Below are 19,171 nucleotides of genomic sequence, written 5' to 3'. Positions count from 1 at the left end.
AGCTAATTGAAGTAGCGGGATGATCTGGTTCACGGCGCGGAAGGGTAAAACTTTAATTGTGGGGAGGAGTGGTGGTTCGATTCGTGCGCAGAGTACTTTGATTTGTTTCGTCTTTGGTCTTGGCAAATAGATCGGAGGTCTAAACAATTGAATTTTTCGCGCGACGTGCTCATTTTTTAAGCTCTTCAACTTTTTAGAATAAATTGCGAGAAGGGTATTGACGGAACATGGACCGCTCTCCATAATCTCGCCTCTCTGCTGCTGATGCAGCGACGCCAGACGAAGCAGTGCCGGGTAGCTGTCATGCCGGTACGGCGGGTTGGGCGGACCGATCTTTAAAAACTAACAGCCGATAAGTGTGGGCGCTTGATGCGCAATGCGGCAGCGGGTTCTGCGGAATCTGCTGTCAGGCAGAAGTATCAAGAAGCCTCACACAGTATCAGAGGAAGGTTGATCTGTCGGAAGACGGATTGATCATCGTCAGTACGTTGAGTGAGCGACCGGTTCAGAGATGGACCGAAAACAGTAACAGGTTTGAACTGAAGAGTTTGATCCTGGCTCAGATTGAACGCTGGCGGCATGCCTTACACATGCAAGTCGGACGGCAGCACGGGGGCAACCCTGGTGGCGAGTGGCGAACGGGTGAGTAATACATCGGAACGTGTCCTGGAGTGGGGGATAGCCCGGCGAAAGCCGGATTAATACCGCATACGCTCTGAGGAGGAAAGCGGGGGATCTTTCGGGACCTCGCGCTCAAGGGGCGGCCGATGGCAGATTAGGTAGTTGGTGGGGTAAAGGCCTACCAAGCCGACGATCTGTAGCTGGTCTGAGAGGACGACCAGCCACACTGGGACTGAGACACGGCCCAGACTCCTACGGGAGGCAGCAGTGGGGAATTTTGGACAATGGGGGCAACCCTGATCCAGCAATGCCGCGTGTGTGAAGAAGGCCTTCGGGTTGTAAAGCACTTTTGTCCGGAAAGAAAGCATTCCTGTTAATACCGGGGGTGGATGACGGTACCGGAAGAATAAGCACCGGCTAACTACGTGCCAGCAGCCGCGGTAATACGTAGGGTGCGAGCGTTAATCGGAATTACTGGGCGTAAAGCGTGCGCAGGCGGTGCTGTAAGACCGATGTGAAATCCCCGGGCTTAACCTGGGAACTGCATTGGTGACTGCAGCGCTGGAGTATGGCAGAGGGGGGTGGAATTCCACGTGTAGCAGTGAAATGCGTAGAGATGTGGAGGAACACCGATGGCGAAGGCAGCCCCCTGGGCCAATACTGACGCTCATGCACGAAAGCGTGGGGAGCAAACAGGATTAGATACCCTGGTAGTCCACGCCCTAAACGATGTCAACTGGTTGTCGGGCCTTCATTGGCTTGGTAACGAAGCTAACGCGTGAAGTTGACCGCCTGGGGAGTACGGTCGCAAGATTAAAACTCAAAGGAATTGACGGGGACCCGCACAAGCGGTGGATGATGTGGATTAATTCGATGCAACGCGAAAAACCTTACCTACCCTTGACATGTATGGAATCCTGGTGAGAGCCGGGAGTGCCCGAAAGGGAGCCATAACACAGGTGCTGCATGGCTGTCGTCAGCTCGTGTCGTGAGATGTTGGGTTAAGTCCCGCAACGAGCGCAACCCTTGTCCCTAGTTGCTACGCAAGAGCACTCCAGGGAGACTGCCGGTGACAAACCGGAGGAAGGTGGGGATGACGTCAAGTCCTCATGGCCCTTATGGGTAGGGCTTCACACGTCATACAATGGTCGGAACAGAGGGTTGCCAAGCCGCGAGGTGGAGCCAATCCCAGAAAACCGATCGTAGTCCGGATCGCACTCTGCAACTCGAGTGCGTGAAGCTGGAATCGCTAGTAATCGCGGATCAGCATGCCGCGGTGAATACGTTCCCGGGTCTTGTACACACCGCCCGTCACACCATGGGAGTGGGTTTTACCAGAAGTGGCTAGTCTAACCGCAAGGAGGACGGTCACCACGGTAGGATTCATGACTGGGGTGAAGTCGTAACAAGGTAGCCGTATCGGAAGGTGCGGCTGGATCACCTCCTTTCCAGAGTCGAGCATTGCTCGCGTCAAGTGCTCACGCTTATCGGCTGTGGTTAAGAAAGCAACGCAGACAGGCTCAGGGGTCTGTAGCTCAGCCGGTTAGAGCACCGTCTTGATAAGGCGGGGGTCGATGGTTCGAATCCATCCAGACCCACCATCCTTGTCTGTGGTGCGGGGCCGGGGGAGTGTGCCCGGGTCTGTGTGGGGCCGGGGGGATTAGCTCAGCTGGGAGAGCACCTGCTTTGCAAGCAGGGGGTCGTCGGTTCGATCCCGTCATCCTCCACCAATCCTCAATGCCAAGGGTTCAGCACGAAGTGAGGCTGAGTACTTGGCATTGGCGATTGAGCCAGTCAGCGCGGTACGCGATGGAATGTGATACCGGCTGTCGTTCTTTAACAATCAGGAAGAAGTAGTAAGGAGATTCACGAAAGCGTGCCTGGAGATGGGTGCGTGAGTAGGTGAATCAGGGTTGTGATTGTATCGATGTATTTTAAAGGTGATCGAGAGATCGCCTTGGAATACGGCGCAACACGAATACTCAACCTGTAGCGAGTGCGTCTATCCCCTGCGGGGATGGGAGCCACGTAAGCGCCAGGGCGCTAACGTGGGTCGACACAGAGACACACCCGTTATAGGGTCAAGCGAACAAGTGCATGTGGTGGATGCCTTGGCGATCACAGGCGATGAAGGACGCGGTAGCCTGCGAAAAGCGGGGGGGAGCTGGCAAACGAGCTTTGATCCCCCGATATCCGAATGGGGAAACCCACTCCGAATGGAGTATCCATGACTGAATCCATAGGTCATGAGAAGCGAACGCGGTGAACTGAAACATCTAAGTAACCGCAGGAAAAGAAATCAACCGAGATTCCCAGAGTAGTGGCGAGCGAAATGGGACCAGCCTGTACTCTTTATTTGTAGTGCTAGCCGAACGCTCTGGAAAGTGCGGCCATAGCGGGTGATAGCCCCGTAGGCGAAAGCATTATGAAAGAACTGGGTGTACGAGAAGTAGGGCGGGACACGTGAAATCCTGTCTGAAGATGGGGGGACCATCCTCCAAGGCTAAATACTCGTGATCGACCGATAGTGAACCAGTACCGTGAGGGAAAGGCGAAAAGAACCCCGGGAGGGGAGTGAAACAGATCCTGAAACCGCATGCATACAAACAGTCGGAGCCTTTGAAAGAGGGTGACGGCGTACCTTTTGTATAATGGGTCAGCGACTTACATTCAGTGGCGAGCTTAACCGATTAGGGCAGGCGTAGCGAAAGCGAGTCCGAACAGGGCGTCCAGTCGCTGGGTGTAGACCCGAAACCAGGTGATCTATCCATGGCCAGGTTGAAGGCACGGTAACACGTGCTGGAGGACCGAACCCACTAACGTTGAAAAGTTAGGGGATGAGCTGTGGATAGGGGTGAAAGGCTAAACAAACCTGGAAATAGCTGGTTCTCTCCGAAAACTATTTAGGTAGTGCCTCGTGTATCACCTTCGGGGGTAGAGCACTGTCATGGTTGTGGGGTCCATTGCGGATTACTACGCCATAGCAAACTCCGAATACCGAAGAGTGCAATCACGGGAGACAGACATCGGGTGCTAACGTCCGGTGTCAAGAGGGAAACAACCCAGACCGCCAGCTAAGGTCCCCAAATATGGCTAAGTGGGAAACGAAGTGGGAAGGCTAAAACAGTCAGGAGGTTGGCTTAGAAGCAGCCATCCTTTAAAGAAAGCGTAATAGCTCACTGATCGAGTCGTCCTGCGCGGAAGATGTAACGGGGCTAAGCCATATACCGAAGCTGCGGATGCACATTTATGTGCATGGTAGGAGAGCGTTCCGTAAGCCTGCGAAGGTGCACTGGAAAGTGTGCTGGAGGTATCGGAAGTGCGAATGCTGACATGAGTAGCGATAAAGGGGGTGAAAGGCCCCCTCGCCGTAAGCCCAAGGTTTCCTACGCAACGTTCATCGGCGTAGGGTGAGTCGGCCCCTAAGGCGAGGCAGAAATGCGTAGCTGATGGGAAGCAGATTAATATTTCTGCACCATTGTGAAATGCGATGGGGGGACGGATCGCGGAAGGTTGTCCGGGTGTTGGAAGTCCCGGTCGCTGCATTGAAGAGGGTGCTTTGGCAAATCCGGGCACAGGACTCAAGGGTGTGGCGCGAGCTTCTTCGGAAGCGAAGCAACTGGAAGGGGTTCCAGGAAAAGCCTCTAAGCTTCAGTTTCACAGTGACCGTACCGCAAACCGACACAGGTGGGCGAGATGAGTATTCTAAGGCGCTTGAGAGAACTCGGGAGAAGGAACTCGGCAAATTGGTACCGTAACTTCGGGATAAGGTACGCCCTGCTAGCCTGACTGGCCTGCGCCAGAAGGGTGAAGGGGTTGCAATAAACTGGTGGCTGCGACTGTTTAATAAAAACACAGCACTCTGCAAACACGAAAGTGGACGTATAGGGTGTGACGCCTGCCCGGTGCCGGAAGATTAAATGATGGGGTGCAAGCTCCTGATTGAAGTCCCGGTAAACGGCGGCCGTAACTATAACGGTCCTAAGGTAGCGAAATTCCTTGTCGGGTAAGTTCCGACCTGCACGAATGGCGTAACGATGGCCACACTGTCTCCTCCCGAGACTCAGCGAAGTTGAAGTGTTTGTGATGATGCAATCTCCCCGCGGCTAGACGGAAAGACCCCATGAACCTTTACTGTAGCTTTGCATTGGACTTTGAACCGGTCTGTGTAGGATAGGTGGGAGGCTGTGAAGCGTGGACGCCAGTCTGCGTGGAGCCGACCTTGAAATACCACCCTGATCTGTTTGAGGTTCTAACCCTGGTCCGTGATCCGGATCGGGGACAGTGCATGGTAGGCAGTTTGACTGGGGCGGTCTCCTCCCAAAGTGTAACGGAGGAGTACGAAGGTACGCTAGGTACGGTCGGAAATCGTGCTGATAGTGCAATGGCATAAGCGTGCTTGACTGTGAGACTGACAAGTCGAACAGGTGCGAAAGCAGGTCATAGTGATCCGGTGGTTCTGTATGGAAGGGCCATCGCTCAACGGATAAAAGGTACTCTGGGGATAACAGGCTGATACCGCCCAAGAGTTCATATCGACGGCGGTGTTTGGCACCTCGATGTCGGCTCATCTCATCCTGGGGCTGTAGCCGGTCCCAAGGGTATGGCTGTTCGCCATTTAAAGAGGTACGTGAGCTGGGTTTAAAACGTCGTGAGACAGTTTGGTCCCTATCTGCCGTGGGCGCTGGATATTTGAAGGGGGCTGCTCCTAGTACGAGAGGACCGGAGTGGACGAACCTCTGGTGTACCGGTTGTCACGCCAGTGGCATCGCCGGGTAGCTATGTTCGGAAGAGATAACCGCTGAAAGCATCTAAGCGGGAAACTCGCCTTAAGATGAGATATCCCCGGGGCTTCGAGCCCCTTGAAGGGTCGTTCAAGACCAGGACGTTGATAGGTCAGGTGTGCACGTACAGTAATGTACTGAGCTAACTGATACTAATTGCCCGTAAGGCTTGATCCTATAACCGGTGTGTGCCGGCAGCCGTTAGCGCTTGAGCGCTCATGGATGCCCCACCCTGCGCAAGGCGCAGGGTCTTATGCAGACCCCACACGGTTGAGACCGGTGTTGTGCCAGAAACACCACAACCCCCCACACGAATCCCTTACGCTTCTTCCCGATTGGCTGTGGCGCGCCCGGCTGGCTCCAGCCCCGCGACGCAGCAACCCGTCATGCCTGATGACCATAGCGAGTCGGTCCCACCCCTTCCCATCCCGAACAGGACCGTGAAACGACTCCACGCCGATGATAGTGCGGATTGCCCGTGTGAAAGTAGGTAATCGTCAGGCTCCCCGGCACCTCAGAAACCCCACCCGCCGCGGTGGGGTTTTTGCGTTTACGCGCCGGTATTTGGACGCCTCGCTACTTTCCAATCCGCAGCGCATCCACGTAACCCGTCAGTTCCAGATAGGCGCGCCCAATATCGGTGTCCTGTTGATGCACCCGCACCGCGCCTTCCCAATACACCGCCCCAGCCGACTGTCGCGAATCGAGCTCTTGATCGTCCATTAGCGGATCGAGTTGCCATGTCAACGTTCCGGTTCTAACCGTCATCGAGACTGGGTACAAAGTATTCGTGTGCGGCGAGCGCCACATACGACGCGGCGTGAAGGCGACTTCACCGGGCCCGAAGTTCGTGACCTGTCCGTCGGATTTGCGAAGCGTCGCGTGGGCCCATATGGCATGTCCATCGCGGCTACGCACCTTGAATGCCATTAGCGCGGAACCGCCCGTCAAATTCGCACCGAGCCAATCCCATCCGACCGCATTCGCATCGAGCAAGGTGCTCGACCATTCGTGATCCAGCCACGCGGTGCCCGTCACTGCTGTATTGCGCGTCGTGTGGTTTCCACCCGCGACTGGGCGCACCACAGTGCCCGTCACGCGAAGTTGCGGTTCGCTGTAGTAATAGCTCGCCTGTTCGGGCCGCGGTCCTTTGCGCGAGTAACCGCGCTCGCCCTGAATCAGAGGAGACTGGGTCGGCATGAGTTGCAGATGCAGCGAGAATCCGCTTGCGTCGGCGGTAACGTCGTAGTGACCGTCCGCGGCGCGAATCATTTTCCATGCGTCGAGTTTGACGTCAGTGTTGCCGGGCTTCGCGTAGGCAAGCCCGAAACCCTGACGAGCGATGCGTTGATCGTGGACCAGCTGTCCGATGGCCGGGTCGCTCAATGCAGCGTGCGCGATGATCAGTTGCGAGGGCGCGAAGCCGCTGGGATCGGCAGCGTCGTGACCCGTCGCCGAACGGAAAAACGTGATCTGGAATCCGAGCGGTTGGTTATCGGGCGTCGTGAGCCAGCCGGTCGCGTACCACCATTCGGTGCGGAAGTCCGGATGGGCACCGCTGTCCTGAGGAAGCGAGATCGGATGGTCTGGCGTGACTGCCGCGAAGGTGGCCGCGGTGGATGCAGCGCCGTTATCACTAGCGGCAAAAGCGGGCGACACAGCGGCTATGCCAATGCAAAGCAGGCCTCGAAAGAAACGCTGCGTGCGCCGCAGAGATGGCCCGCTGTGCTTGCGCGCGACCAGCGTCGGGCATCCACATTGCGCAGAGCGAACGTGGCCAAAGGCCGCGCCACGCCAGACCAACCGTATTCCCCAGGCCCGCTGCGCGGCTCGCATCACCAGTCCTCCTTCACCGCGCGCACCGCATCGACCGATACCGCGCCACGTCCCGCGACCACCGCCGTCGAGCACGACAGCACCAACATCACCGATGCGACCGTGCTCAGCACGAACCACGGTACATGCAGCGACATGCTCCAGTGAAACGACTGCGGATTGACGACGAACACGAGAATCAGGCTGATGGCGAAACCAAGCGCGAAACCGAGCGCAATCCCGCATGCGGTGAGCAGACCGCCCTCCGACGCGAGGATCGCAAGAATCTGCGCGCGCGTCACGCCGACGTGGCGCAACATCCCAAACTCGCGTGCGCGCGCGAGCGTCTGCGCGGAAAACGTCGCGGCGACGCCGAACAATCCGATCACGATCGCCACCGCCTCGAGCAGGTACGTGACCGCGAAACTGCGGTCGAAGATCACCAGCGTGCGCGCACGGATTTCACCCGGCTGCGAGAACTCGAGCGAAGCGCCGAACGGCAACGCCTTCAAATTTGCGACGACGCGTTCGACGCTCACGCCCGGTTCGACGGTCACGGCGACATCGGTTGCGGTCGAGTCGCCGGTTAGCCGCCGATAATCGGCGAGCCGTATCTGGATCGCGCCACTCTGCCGAGCGTAATCGCGCCAGACACCGGCCACGACGAACGTCTGGCCGCGCTCGCCAAGCGGCAACGGCACTCGCTGGCCCAACCGATACCCATACAGGTCGATCATTGCTTCGGAGACCCAAACAGGTATGTCACCGGCGCGAAGCGCGGACGGCGGCAGCACCGCGCCGGTCATCTGCAGATTCGCGCCGGGATCGGCTGCGTCGATTTCGCGCGCGAGCAGCGCGACGTCCGGGCGCGCAGGATCGAGCGTCAGATGTGTGGTGCGCGCGAACGCGGCGTTGCGGATGCCTGACACCATCGCGATGCGCGTCTGTTCGTCGGGCCGCAAGCCGCCACTGTCGCTGCTATTGCCGCCCGACGCGACGCGCACGTATAGATCGGCGGACAGCAGATGCGTGATCCAATCGTCGACGGACACGCGAAAGCTCGCCACCATGATCGCCATTGCGACGATCAGCGCGAAGCTCGACAGCACGCCGCCCATTGCGATCGACGCCTGTCCCGGCGCATTCGCGAGACGCGCAATCGCGAGCGTGGCCGTCGCGCCCGTGCGGGGCCGCGCACCGCGCGCGCGGCTCGCCGCGCCGAATATCAGCGCGGTCACGCGCGGCATCAGCGCAATGCCGCCGACGAGCAGCAACGCAACCGCCAGATAGCCGGCGATCGGCGCATCGAACCACGGCGGCAAACGCGTCAGCGCGGCGGCCGCCAGCAAACAGCCGAACGCGGGCCATGGCGTCGCCAGCCGCGCCAACGCGCTTTCCTCGGCGCCAGCCTTGAGTGCCGCGGCCGGCCGTGCGCGCGCCGCGTCGATGGCGGGCGCGATGCTGCCCAACACCGACACCGCGACCCCGAGCGCGAGAAACACCGCGCTCGCGAGCGGCTCGAAACCGACTCGCGGCTGCACGCCCGGAAAATAGCCACCGCCGAGATCGCTGCCGAAAAAGCGCAGCGCACCGCTGGCCATCGCGTAGCCGAGCGCAAGCCCGCCCAGCGAACCGAGCAGCCCGAGCAGCGCGCCTTCGAGCAGGATCTGCCGCACCAGTTGAGCTCGCGTGAGTCCGAGCACGCGCAGCATCGCGAATTGCGAGCGGCGTCGCACCACACCGAGCGCCTGCGTCGAAAACACGAGGAACGCGCCCGTGAACAGCGCGACCAGCGCGAGCACGTTCATGTTGATCCGGTAAGCACGCGACAGGCGATCGGTGCGGCTTTCGGTATCGCGCGTCTCGGCGACTATCCACGCGCTGCCGAGCTGTCGTTGCAGATCGCGTTTGAAGCGTCGCCGATCGACGCCGCGGTCGAGCTGCACGTCGACGCGCGACACCTTGCCCACCTTGCCGAACCGCCATTGCGCGGCGGCGATGTCCATCACCGCGAGCCGTTGACCCGGCCGCGTGCGCACCAGCCCGCCCGCGACGCGCAGATGCAGATCCGACGTGCCGATGCGCAGCGTCACGTGGTCGCCGGTTTTCACGTTCAGCCATCTTTGCGCGGCTGTCGACAGAAATATCGCATCGGAGGCGAGCGTGTCGAACGGGCGGTCGGACGAGGGCACGCCGATCAAATCGGGCGTGATCTGGCGCGCCTTGAAGACGTCGATGCCGAGGACGGGCAGCGCACCGCTGTGGCCCGGCACCGCGACGTCGAGCGCGAGCACGGGACTCGCCAGCGCCACGCCCGGCTCATTGGCCAACCGCGGATAGAGGGACTCGTCGACGAAAGGCTGCGCGCCGCGCACCTGCAGATCCGCTTCACCGGACAGACTGCGCGCGGCCGCCGAGAATTCGTTGAAGGCGGCGCTGTTGATCAATTGCACCGCGTAGCCGAGCGCGACGCCTAGCGCGATCGTCGCGATTGCGACGAGTGCGCGGCCGCGATGACTGCGCCATTCCGCCGCCAGCAGCCAGCGCGCGAGAACGCGATATCCCGGCGTGCGCGGCAATGGACGAAGGTCAGCGGGCATCGTCGGTCGAGCGGGCCGCCGCGTGCGCGGCGTTCGCGGTTTTATCGCGCGCAGCGTGCAGGCCGCCGTCGCTCAGGATCAACACGCGGTCGGCCACGGCGGCCGCGGCTTCGGAATGCGTGACCATGATCGTCGCCGCGCCGGTCGCCTTGCTTTGCGCGCGGAACAGGCCGAGCACGTCGTGCGCGGTCGCGGGGTCGAGGTTGCCGGTCGGTTCGTCGGCGAGAAGCAGTGTCGGGCGATGCACGAGCGCCCGTGCAATTGCCACGCGCTGCAATTCACCGCCCGACAGTTCGCGCGGAAAGTCGTCGCCGCGTCCGCCGAGGCCGACCGCCGCGAGCAGGTCGAGCGCGGCTGCCGTCGGTAGATCATTGAGCAGCAGCGGCAGTGCGACGTTCTGCGCGAGTGTCAGATGCGGCAGCACGTGAAACGCCTGGAAGACGAAGCCGAGCTTCTGGCGGCGCAGACGCGTCGCGGCGTTATCGTCGAGTTGCTCGACCGGGCGTCCGTCGATCAGCACACTGCCGCTATCGGCACGGTCGAGTCCGGCGATCAGGTTGAGCAGCGTCGACTTGCCGACGCCCGAGTCGCCCATGATCGCGACGAACTCGCCCGCCGCGAGCGTGAAGTCGAGCTGCGCGAGCACGATGCGGCCGGTGCCGTACCGCTTGCTCAGGCCGCGGCATTCGAGTGCGGGTACGACGACGTCGTCACGAAGCGACATGCGAGAAGGTCCGGGAAAGGAGCCGGCGACGTGAGCCGGCGGGAGAAATGAGTGTGCCTCTCCGCGCGATTTTCCGCAGCAGATAGCAGGGCGCGGTACGTGTTGGCGTAAGGCAAATGCAATTTTGCGCGGTGGAACGATTCAGTTCGGCGCTCGTGCACGAGGCGGTCGGCACCACTTGGCGCCCCTGCTAGCGGCGCAATTCCGAGCGTGGCAACAAAAAACTTTTTTCTCGCCGACAGGGTGGATTTTGGTTAATTGCCGGACGTGCCCGCCAGTCAAAAAAAGCACGGGAGAGCACGCTTCGTTCCAGCCGCGATGATCCCACGATCCGCAACCGCCTAAATGCCGCCAACGGGACGGCAATTACCAGCTTTTGCTGCCAACTCATCGAGGCCGTGCGAGACGTTTGTAACAATGTGCAAGTGCACATTTCGATGCGCTTTGCAAGCATTGGCGTCGCAACTATGACTTGTGGCGCCGTTTTTCACGCTGTTGCGATGCAAAATTTATCTGATCTTGGTAATCTCCCACCCTTGGTCATTCGACTGCGGGTAAACGTGTAGCGGGAAACCCCTCCACACGTCCATTGCAGCGAACTCCAACTTACATTTCCATTTCAATGTCTGCGGTTTTTTGGGCGTTGACGCGGCGTTTTGTACTTCAAGTTTTGACACAGCACATGCCATTGCCACTCCTAAGTCTTCTCATCTGGATCCCCATCGTCGCCGGGTTCGTGGTTCTGCGCGCTGGATCCGACGCGGCGCGTAACCGCACGCGCTGGCTCGCGTTAATCGGCGCGGTGGCGGGTTTCTTGCCGGTGATCCCACTCGTGGCGAATTTCCGCAACGACGTGACCTCGATGCAATTCGTCGAGAACGTCCGCTGGTCGCCGACGTTCGATATCGCATGGCATGTGGGAATCGACGGGATTTCGCTGTGGCTGGTCGCACTGACCGCGCTGACGACGATCATCATCGTGATCGCATCGTGGGAGTCGATCACGCAGCGTACCGCGCAGTACTTCGGCGCGTTCCTGATGCTATCGGGCTTCATGCAGGGCGTGTTCACGTCCCTCGACGGCATGATGTTCTTCATTGCGTTCGAAGCGACGCTGATCCCGCTTTATCTGCTGATCGGCACGTACGGTCACAAGAACCGCACGTATGCCGCGGTGAAGTTCTTCTTCGTGTCGTTCCTCGGCTCGCTGATGATGCTGATGTCGCTGCTCTATCTGTATAGCCAGACGCACAGCTTCGACCTCGCCGTGTGGCGCGAAGCGCATCTCGACACGGTGCCCCAGGCGCTGATCTTCCTCGGCTTTCTTGCCGCGTTCGGCGTGAAGGTGCCGATGTGGCCGCTGCATACGTGGCTGCCCGACGTGCACCTCGACGGCCCAACCGGTGCCGCGGTGATGATCGGCATGCTGAAGATCGGCGGCTACGGTCTGCTGCGTTTCGCATTGCCGATCGCGCCGCAAGCGAGCCACTTCTTCGCGCCGATGATGATCACGCTGTCGCTCGTCGCGGTGATCTATTCGAGCCTGCTCGCGCTCGTGCAAACCGACATGCGCCGACTGCTCGCGTATTCGACGGTCGCACACATGGGCCTAGTCACGCTCGGTCTGTTTGTCTTCAACCGCTTCGGCCAGTCCGGCGCAATCGTGCAGATGATCTCGTACGGCGTGGTGTCCGGCGCAATGCTGTTGTGCACCGGCATGCTCTACGACCGCACGAAAACGGCATCGATCGCCGAATACGGCGGGGTCGCCAACACGATGCCGCACTTTGCGGCTTTCGTGATGCTGTTTTCGATGGCCAACATCGGTCTGCCCGGCACGTCCGGTTTCGTCGGCGAATTCATGGTGCTGATGGGCGCGATCCGTTTTAACTTCTGGGTCGGCGCGATCGCCGCGACCACGCTGATTCTGAGCGCGGCCTACACGCTCTGGATGTACAAGCGCGTGATCTTCGGTGCGATCGCCAACGCGCGCGTCGCGAAGCTGAAAGACCTCGGCAAGCGCGAGTTCGTGCTGCTCGGTGCAATGTCGCTGCTCGTGCTCGCGATCGGTCTCGATCCGAAGCCATTCACCGATGCGATCGATCCGTCGGTCGGCACGCTGCTCGCGCAATCGGAACGCTCGGCGCTTCCTTCCGATTCCGCGCCGACGGAAGGTGGTGAGCATCTGCAGGCAGCGGCGCCGGGCGCGGCACCCGTCGCCGCGCACACTCCGGGTTAAAAAAACAGAGCGCCAGAGCCGTTGTTGCATCCACGCGTCAGGATGCGGCGACGCTCTTGCGCTTTTACGCGTCGCTACTGGTCCCTCGATGAATGCATGCGTCACGAAGTACATCGCAAGCGCCGCGCATGCAGCGATTTTTAGCGCTTGTTTTTAAGGGACTTTGCGATGCGTCAAGCTTTCGATGCTTCGATTCGAAGCGTCGCAAACGACGCTGGTGAATAGCGTGTGCGGGGAAATGCGGCAACGTGTCGCACTGCGTCTCGGCGCAATAGAGCGTTGCAGGATCGAGTGTTTACCGGATGTCCGACGCCCACCTATTATGCGAGCGCTTATTAATGGAGAGCCGTCGAATGACGTTCGTTGAAGTCACAAAAACGAGGCAGTGGAAATGAAAGGACGGACGCTGAGAAGGCCGGCAAGTTTCCTGTCCGCCAGCCTCATGTTGTTGCTTTCGGGTTGCAGCAACCTCGATATTCTGAATCCGAAGGGGAGTGTGGGACTCGCGGAGCGTGATCTGATCGCGACTTCCGTGTGGGCCATGCTGATCGTGGTGGTGCCGGTCATTCTGATGACACTGTTTTTCGCGTGGCGTTATCGCGCGTCGAACAGCAACGCCGACTACCAGCCAGGGTGGACGCATTCCACCGCGGTTGAAGTCGTCGTCTGGACGATTCCGACTTTGATCATTCTGTTCCTCGCCGTGTTGACGTGGCGGACGACGCATGAGCTCGATCCGTATCGCCCGCTCGAATCGCAGGTCAAGCCGATCAACGTCGAAGTCGTTGCGCTCGATTGGAAGTGGCTCTTCATCTATCCGGACCTCGGCATCGCTTCGGTGAACCAGCTAGCGATCCCGGTCGGAACGCCGGTGAACTTCCGGATCACGTCGGACACGGTGATGAACTCGTTCTTCATTCCGCAGCTGGGCGGCCAGATCTATGCGATGGCGGGCATGCAAACGCGCCTGCATCTGATCGCCGATCACGCTGGCGACTACGCGGGCACCGCGGCGAACTTCAGCGGGAAGGGCTTTTCGGACATGAAGTTCCGCACGCTCGCCAGTTCGCCTGAAGACTTCAACGCGTGGGTCGCGAAGGTTCGCGCTTCGTCGGACCGTCTCGACATGGACCGCTATCACGCGGTGTCCGAGCCGAGCGAAAAGGACCCGGTGCGGTACTTCTCGACGGTTGATCCGAAGCTGTTCAACAACATCATCGCCCGCTACAACAACGGCAACGTCCTCGACAACGTCAAGGACGCTAACTGTGCGCCTAAGGGGTAACGCATGTTCGGAAAACTAACGCTCGATGCGATTCCGTATCACGAGCCAATCATCGTTACGGCGGGCGCGGGGATGATCCTCGCCGCGCTGGCCGTACTCGGCGCAATCACGTATTTCGGCAAATGGCGCTACTTGTGGACCGAATGGCTGACCTCGGTCGACCACAAGAAGATCGGTGTCATGTATATCGTCATTGCCCTGGTCATGCTGCTGCGCGGCTTCGCCGACGCGATCATGATGCGTATGCAACTGGCGCTGTCGTACCTCGCCCCGGGCTTTTTGCCGCCGCATCACTACGACCAGATCTTCACCGCGCACGGCGTCATCATGATCTTCTTCATGGCGATGGCGTTCATGGTCGGTCTGATGAACCTCATCGTGCCGCTGCAGATCGGTGCACGCGACGTCGCGTTCCCGTTCATCAACTCGCTGAGCTTCTGGATGACGGCAATCAGCGCGATCCTGATCAACGTCTCGCTGGTGATCGGTGAATTCGCGCAAACGGGTTGGCTCGCCTATCCGCCGCTGTCCGAATTGCAGTTCAGCCCCGGGGTCGGCGTCGACTACTACCTGTGGAGCTTGCAGCTCTCCGGTATCGGCACGTTGCTGACCGGCGTGAACTTCTTCGTGACCATCGTGAAGATGCGCGCGCCGGGCATGTCGTTCATGAAGATGCCGGTGTTCACCTGGACCGCGCTGTGCACGAACGTGCTGATCATGGCGTCGTTTCCGATCCTGACCGTCACGCTCGCGCTGCTCGGTCTGGACCGTTACCTCGGCATGCACTTCTTCACGAACGATGCCGGCGGCAACGCAATGCTGTACCTGAACCTGATCTGGGCATGGGGACACCCCGAGGTGTACATCCTGATCCTGCCGGCGTTCGGTATCTTCTCGGAAGTCGTCGCCACCTACGCGAAGAAGCCGCTGTTCGGCTACAAGACGATGGTGTGGGCAACCTGCGCGATCATGGGGCTGTCGTTCCTCGTGTGGTTGCACCACTTCTTCACGATGGGTTCGGGCGCGGACGTCAATGCGTTCTTCGGTATCGCGACGATGATCATCTCGATTCCGACCGGCGTCAAAGTGTTCAACTGGCTGTTTACGATCTACAAGGGCCGTCTGCAGTTCACGACGCCGGTTATGTGGACGATCGGCTTCATCATTACTTTCACGATCGGCGGTATGACCGGCGTGATGATGGCGATTCCGGGCGCGGACTTCGTGCTGCACAACAGCCTGTTCCTGATCGCTCACTTCCACAACGTGATTATCGGTGGCGTGCTGTTCGGCTATCTGGCCGGCTTCAACTACTGGTTCCCGAAGGCGTTCGGCTTCAAGCTGAACGAGAAGCTCGGCAAGGCCGCGTTCTGGTTCTGGCAGATCGGCTTCTGGGTCGCGTTCACGCCGCTGTACGTGCTTGGTTTCATGGGCATGACGCGTCGTCTGAATCACTACGACAACCCGACCTGGCATCCGTGGCTGATCGCCGCCGCGTTCGGCGCGGTGCTGATCGCAATGGGTATTGCCTGCCAGTTGCTGCAGTTGTTCGTCAGCATCCGTGATCGCAACCTGCCGCAAAACCGCGACCTCACGGGCGATCCGTGGGACGGTCATACGCTGGAATGGGCGACCAGCTCGCCGCCGCCGGCTTATAACTTCGCGCATATCCCGGAGGTCCGCTCGCTCGACGCCTTCACCGAAATGAAATCGCGCAAGGGGGCCCAGAAGGTGCCGGTGTATCGCGACATCCACATGCCGTCGAATACGTCCGCGGGTCTGATCGTGGGTCTGTTTTCGCTGGCGCTGGGTTTTGCAGGTGTGTGGCACATCTGGTGGCTTGCGATCGTCGGCCTGGTCGGCGCGATTGCCACCGTGATCATCTACAGCTTCCAGGACAACAAGGGCTATTACATTCCGGCCGACACTGTCGCGCTGATCGAAGAGAAACTCAGTGGCGGTGCTGCCGCCGGGACCGGTGTCGGCGCAGGTGCCGGTGCGCAGGTCGCGCTGGAGGTTGACTGATGTTACAGAAGACTATTGCGGTTGAGCCGCAACTCGCGCCGGACCACGTGCCGTCGCACTCGGTGTTCGGTTTCTGGCTGTATCTGATGACCGACTGCATCATCTTCGCGGCGCTGTTCGCGGTGTTCGCGGTGATGAGCCATCAGTTCGCGGGCGGTCCGAGCGGCAAGGACCTGTTCGAGATTCCGGGCGTCGCGCTGGAAACGACGATGCTGCTGCTCTCGAGTATCACGTACGGCTTCGCAATGCTCGGCGCGCACAAGAACCGCAAGGGCGCGCTGCTCGGCTGGCTCGGCGTGACCTTCCTGCTGGGCGTCGGGTTTCTCGTGCTGGAAATGCGTGAGTTCTCGCACCTGATCGCCGAAGGCGCGGGTCCGGGGCGCAGCGCGTTTCTGTCGTCGTTCTTCACGCTGGTCGGCACGCACGGCCTGCACGTGACGTTCGGTCTGATCTGGATGGTGGTGCTGGCACTGCAGGTGATGCGTCATCGCGACCTGACCGAACGCGACATGATCCGTCTGACGTGCCTGAGCCTTTTTTGGCACTTTCTCGACGTCGTGTGGATCGGCGTTTTCACCTTTGTCTATCTTGCGAGCGTGATCTAAATGGACCATAGTCATAGCGCCCATGGCGCACACTCGGAAGGCGGCCACGGCAGTTTCGGCAGCTATACGACGGGCTTCGTACTCGCCGTCATTCTGACCGTCGCGGCATTCGCGCTGGTGATGACCGGCACGTTGACAGGGCAGAGCGCGTTGCTCGCCATCGCGGGCCTCGCGTTCGTGCAGATCATCGTGCACCTGGTGTTCTTCCTGCATATGAACACCTCGTCGTCGCAGCGCTGGAACCTGACGGCGTTTGCGTTCACCGTGCTGACCGCGGTGATCGTGGTTGGCGGCACGCTGTGGGTGATGCATAACGTCAGCATGAACATGATGTCGCGATAAGCGGATAACGCTTTAGCGCGAAAAGAGAAGCCCCGCAAGAACGAAAATTCTTGCGGGGCTTTTGTCATTTACCGGCTCGCTTTATTTCCTTCAGTACTGGTAACGCCACGCGTTCATATACAGCGTGCCGTTGTTGGTCCATTGCAGCGCCGCATAGCGGATCGAGCCAGGAGCCTGGGCGGCAAACTGACAACCGGAACATTCGGCCGTGCCGTCTTCGTTGACGCCCGCGCTCAGCTGCACCGAATATTGACCGCCACCCAGCGCAGTCGGCATGTTCTGCGACCAGCTATCGATGCCCATCAACGGGATGATCCCGTTCCCCGTCTGAGTCTGGATCAAGCCCTGAGTGACGAGCGGCGCGATATTCTGACCGCCGAACAGGTTCGACCATGCGAGCGTCAACTGCGACTGAGCAGCCGCGAGCGAACCGTTCGGCGCGAAATACGCATTCATGAAGTCGTTCGATAGACTCTGCCATGCAATGCCCGCACCCGTGGCCGCCGCCATCACAGGCGTCGCGTTCACCACGCTGAACGTTCGGCCGATCTGCGCGCCAGTGGAATCATAGAGGCTCACCGAGTAGCGGGCGAATTGTCCGATGCTGGCGACATCGACCGATTGCGGACTGTAGCGACCGTTATTCGTGCCGGGCGCGAACGTGGAGCTCGCGGTGGGCAGCGCCGTCCACGAGAAGCGATAGTAGTTGGTGCCGCTGTCCGACGTGATCGGCGTGGCCGGCACGCTCGTCAACACGTTGGTGCTGAGCGCCAGACTGCCGTAGCCGCTCGCGTTCGGGCGCACCAGATAGGCGGCACCGCTGATGCCAGGACCCGTGACAACGGCGGTGTACACGTTCGACGGGTTGGTCGAATCGAGCGGAATGTCGATCAGGATGCCCGACTCGTAACGACTGAAAGGCGCATTGGCCGGATCGAGGAAAGTGCGGCGCTGCAATCCCGAGGTGATGTTCACGTTATAGGGCACCTGATTGCCGACGATGTCCCACGTGCCTGCCGCCGTTTTCTGCACGACGGTCAGCACATTGCCGGTTACGCCATTCGCGGTGGTGTAGAAGAACCGCACGAGTGCGGTCGAATTGCTGCCCGCCATCAGCTCGCCTGGGGCGAAAAACGCGAGCGTCTTCGCATCGCCCAATGTGACTCCCGCCGCGCTCAGCTCGGGATGTGCGCTGAGGAATGAGTGAAATCCGGCTTCGAGGTAAGTCGAATCGACCGCGCTTGCGCAAGCCGTCGACGTTCCCTGCAAACACTGCGACAGCGACGCGATCAACGGCGACAGATAGTCGGCGGCGACCGACGGCACGACGAGCGTCGCGGACACGCTGGTCTTGTCGTTCAGCACGATCGCCGAATTCGGATCCGCGATCGATATCAACTGCGTGCCGCCGCTGGGCGCGGGGACCACGCTCACCGAATCGACCACCGCGTCGAGCCCTTGGTGATTCGTGGCGAAGGCGGTGCCGATCGGATCGAATGCGGTGGTGCTGACGCCGTTTGCGGCGAGTATCGGCGCGAGCGCAGTCCGCAGTTTAACGACGCTCGCGTTGACGCTCGAGGCCGTGACCTGCGCCGCGAGTTGCCCTGACGTGGTGAGCTCGAGCGGGTTGCCGCTGGTCGTCAATTGCGCCGTGACCGCGGTGGTCAGCGTGGTCACGTTGGCGATGGTGGGAGCGGTGCTGTCCGGCGCCGTGGCGACCACCGAGTAGAGCGGCGTTTCGTTTCCGGCGGGATCGGCTGCAACGATGAGGAAAGGCGCGCTCAGCCCCGCGATCGACGCAGTGTAGTTGCCCGATACATTCGCCGATGCGGTGACGCTCTTGCCGTTCACATCGATCACTGTGACGTTGGCATTCGCAACCGCGCGGCCCACCGCGACCGTCCCGGTCAGTTGCATCGATTGGACCGGCTGCGTGCCCGGCTGGCTCGCGCCGCCGTTGCTTGTGCTTGCCGTATTCGCGCCGTTGCCGCCGGCGCCACCACCGCAGGCCGCGAGAACCGACGCGGTCAGCACGCTTGCCGCAAGCAGCTTGAACGGCACCTTTACGGACGTCTTTTTCTTATGCAATGAGGCTTTCATAGTCTCGGGTTCTCTCGATAACCGATATAAA

At 60.2% G+C, this 19,171-nt stretch carries 9 protein-coding genes, 2 tRNA genes and 3 rRNA genes; 10 read left to right on the top strand and 4 right to left on the bottom strand.

Annotation, left to right across the window (positions count from 1 at the left end; all coding sequences use genetic code 11):
• Positions 1-536: 536 nt before the first annotated feature.
• The 5 genes from BJG93_RS22595 (at position 537) to rrf (ending at position 5,908) form a co-directional block, all read left to right on the top strand.
• Positions 537-2,069: ribosomal RNA gene (locus tag BJG93_RS22595) — 16S ribosomal RNA — on the top strand.
• 76 nt (positions 2,070-2,145) lie between these two features.
• Positions 2,146-2,222 (top strand) — tRNA-Ile (locus BJG93_RS22590).
• A 53-nt stretch (positions 2,223-2,275) separates the two neighbouring features.
• Positions 2,276-2,351 (top strand) — tRNA-Ala (locus BJG93_RS22585).
• Between the two features lie 349 nt (positions 2,352-2,700).
• Positions 2,701-5,582, top strand: a 23S ribosomal RNA gene (locus BJG93_RS22580).
• Positions 5,583-5,794: 212 nt separating this feature from the next.
• Positions 5,795-5,908 (top strand): 5S ribosomal RNA (gene rrf / locus BJG93_RS22575).
• The 16S, 23S and 5S rRNA genes sit together here with 2 tRNA genes alongside, the layout of an rRNA operon.
• Before the next feature lie 73 nt (positions 5,909-5,981).
• Here rrf and BJG93_RS22570 read toward each other — a convergent pair.
• From BJG93_RS22570 to BJG93_RS22560, 3 genes are all read right to left on the bottom strand, one after another.
• Positions 5,982-7,064 (bottom strand): lipocalin-like domain-containing protein, encoded by a 1,083-nt coding sequence (locus tag BJG93_RS22570; RefSeq protein ID WP_027196454.1) that lies wholly within the window; start codon positions 7,062-7,064, stop codon positions 5,982-5,984.
• A gap of 176 nt (positions 7,065-7,240) precedes the next feature.
• Positions 7,241-9,820 carry an FtsX-like permease family protein gene (locus tag BJG93_RS22565; protein ID WP_027196453.1) on the bottom strand — a complete coding sequence of 860 codons (2,580 nt, stop codon included), beginning with the start codon at positions 9,818-9,820 and terminating at the stop codon, positions 7,241-7,243.
• Entirely contained in the window at positions 9,810-10,544 is a 735-nt protein-coding gene (locus tag BJG93_RS22560; protein WP_027196452.1) for an ABC transporter ATP-binding protein, read from the bottom strand. Before BJG93_RS22560 ends, BJG93_RS22565 begins: the two co-directional genes overlap by 11 nt.
• A gap of 682 nt (positions 10,545-11,226) precedes the next feature.
• Here BJG93_RS22560 and BJG93_RS22555 point away from each other — a divergent pair.
• The 5 genes from BJG93_RS22555 (at position 11,227) to cyoD (ending at position 17,040) form a co-directional block, all read left to right on the top strand.
• A complete protein-coding gene (locus BJG93_RS22555) occupies positions 11,227-12,783 on the top strand; it encodes a complex I subunit 4 family protein (protein WP_027196451.1) in 1,557 nt (518 codons plus the stop codon).
• Between the two features lie 391 nt (positions 12,784-13,174).
• On the top strand, positions 13,175-14,068 hold the full coding sequence (gene cyoA, locus BJG93_RS22550; RefSeq protein WP_027196450.1) for a ubiquinol oxidase subunit II: 894 nt from the start codon (positions 13,175-13,177) through the stop codon (positions 14,066-14,068).
• 3 nt (positions 14,069-14,071) lie between these two features.
• Positions 14,072-16,093: a cytochrome o ubiquinol oxidase subunit I gene (cyoB, locus tag BJG93_RS22545; protein ID WP_027196449.1), complete on the top strand. Its 2,022-nt coding sequence runs from the start codon at positions 14,072-14,074 to the stop codon at positions 16,091-16,093.
• The gene (gene cyoC, locus BJG93_RS22540) at positions 16,093-16,698 is read left to right on the top strand and encodes a cytochrome o ubiquinol oxidase subunit III (protein ID WP_034478390.1); all 606 of its coding nucleotides are present in this window, start codon (positions 16,093-16,095) and stop codon (positions 16,696-16,698) included. Before cyoB ends, cyoC begins: the two co-directional genes overlap by 1 nt.
• Positions 16,699-17,040, top strand: coding sequence for a cytochrome o ubiquinol oxidase subunit IV (cyoD, locus tag BJG93_RS22535; protein ID WP_027196447.1), 342 nt, complete (start codon positions 16,699-16,701; stop codon positions 17,038-17,040).
• Between the two features lie 90 nt (positions 17,041-17,130).
• On the opposite strand, the gene BJG93_RS22530 is transcribed toward cyoD, so the two are convergent.
• Positions 17,131-19,140, bottom strand: a complete 2,010-nt coding sequence (locus BJG93_RS22530) for an Ig-like domain-containing protein (protein WP_051374317.1) — start codon at positions 19,138-19,140, stop codon at positions 17,131-17,133.
• Between the last annotated feature and the right edge of the window lie 31 nt (positions 19,141-19,171).

The organism is Paraburkholderia sprentiae WSM5005, assembly GCF_001865575.2.
Taxonomy (GTDB): Bacteria; Pseudomonadota; Gammaproteobacteria; order Burkholderiales; family Burkholderiaceae; genus Paraburkholderia; species Paraburkholderia sprentiae.
The sequence above is the reverse complement of the archived record's forward strand: the minus strand, read 5'-3'. Positions and strand labels throughout refer to the sequence as shown.

Excerpts from the sequence above, each read along its gene's own strand:
- BJG93_RS22560 (WP_027196452.1), bottom strand. The coding sequence starts at position 10,544 with ATGTCGCTTCGTGACGACGTCGTCGTACCCGCACTCGAATGCCGCGGC.
- cyoC (WP_034478390.1), top strand. The coding sequence starts at position 16,093 with ATGTTACAGAAGACTATTGCGGTTGAGCCGCAACTCGCGCCGGACCAC.
- cyoD (WP_027196447.1), top strand. The coding sequence starts at position 16,699 with ATGGACCATAGTCATAGCGCCCATGGCGCACACTCGGAAGGCGGCCAC.
- cyoA (WP_027196450.1), top strand. The coding sequence starts at position 13,175 with ATGAAAGGACGGACGCTGAGAAGGCCGGCAAGTTTCCTGTCCGCCAGC.
- BJG93_RS22565 (WP_027196453.1), bottom strand. The coding sequence starts at position 9,820 with ATGCCCGCTGACCTTCGTCCATTGCCGCGCACGCCGGGATATCGCGTT.
- BJG93_RS22555 (WP_027196451.1), top strand. The coding sequence starts at position 11,227 with ATGCCATTGCCACTCCTAAGTCTTCTCATCTGGATCCCCATCGTCGCC.
- BJG93_RS22530 (WP_051374317.1), bottom strand. The coding sequence starts at position 19,140 with ATGAAAGCCTCATTGCATAAGAAAAAGACGTCCGTAAAGGTGCCGTTC.
- cyoB (WP_027196449.1), top strand. The coding sequence starts at position 14,072 with ATGTTCGGAAAACTAACGCTCGATGCGATTCCGTATCACGAGCCAATC.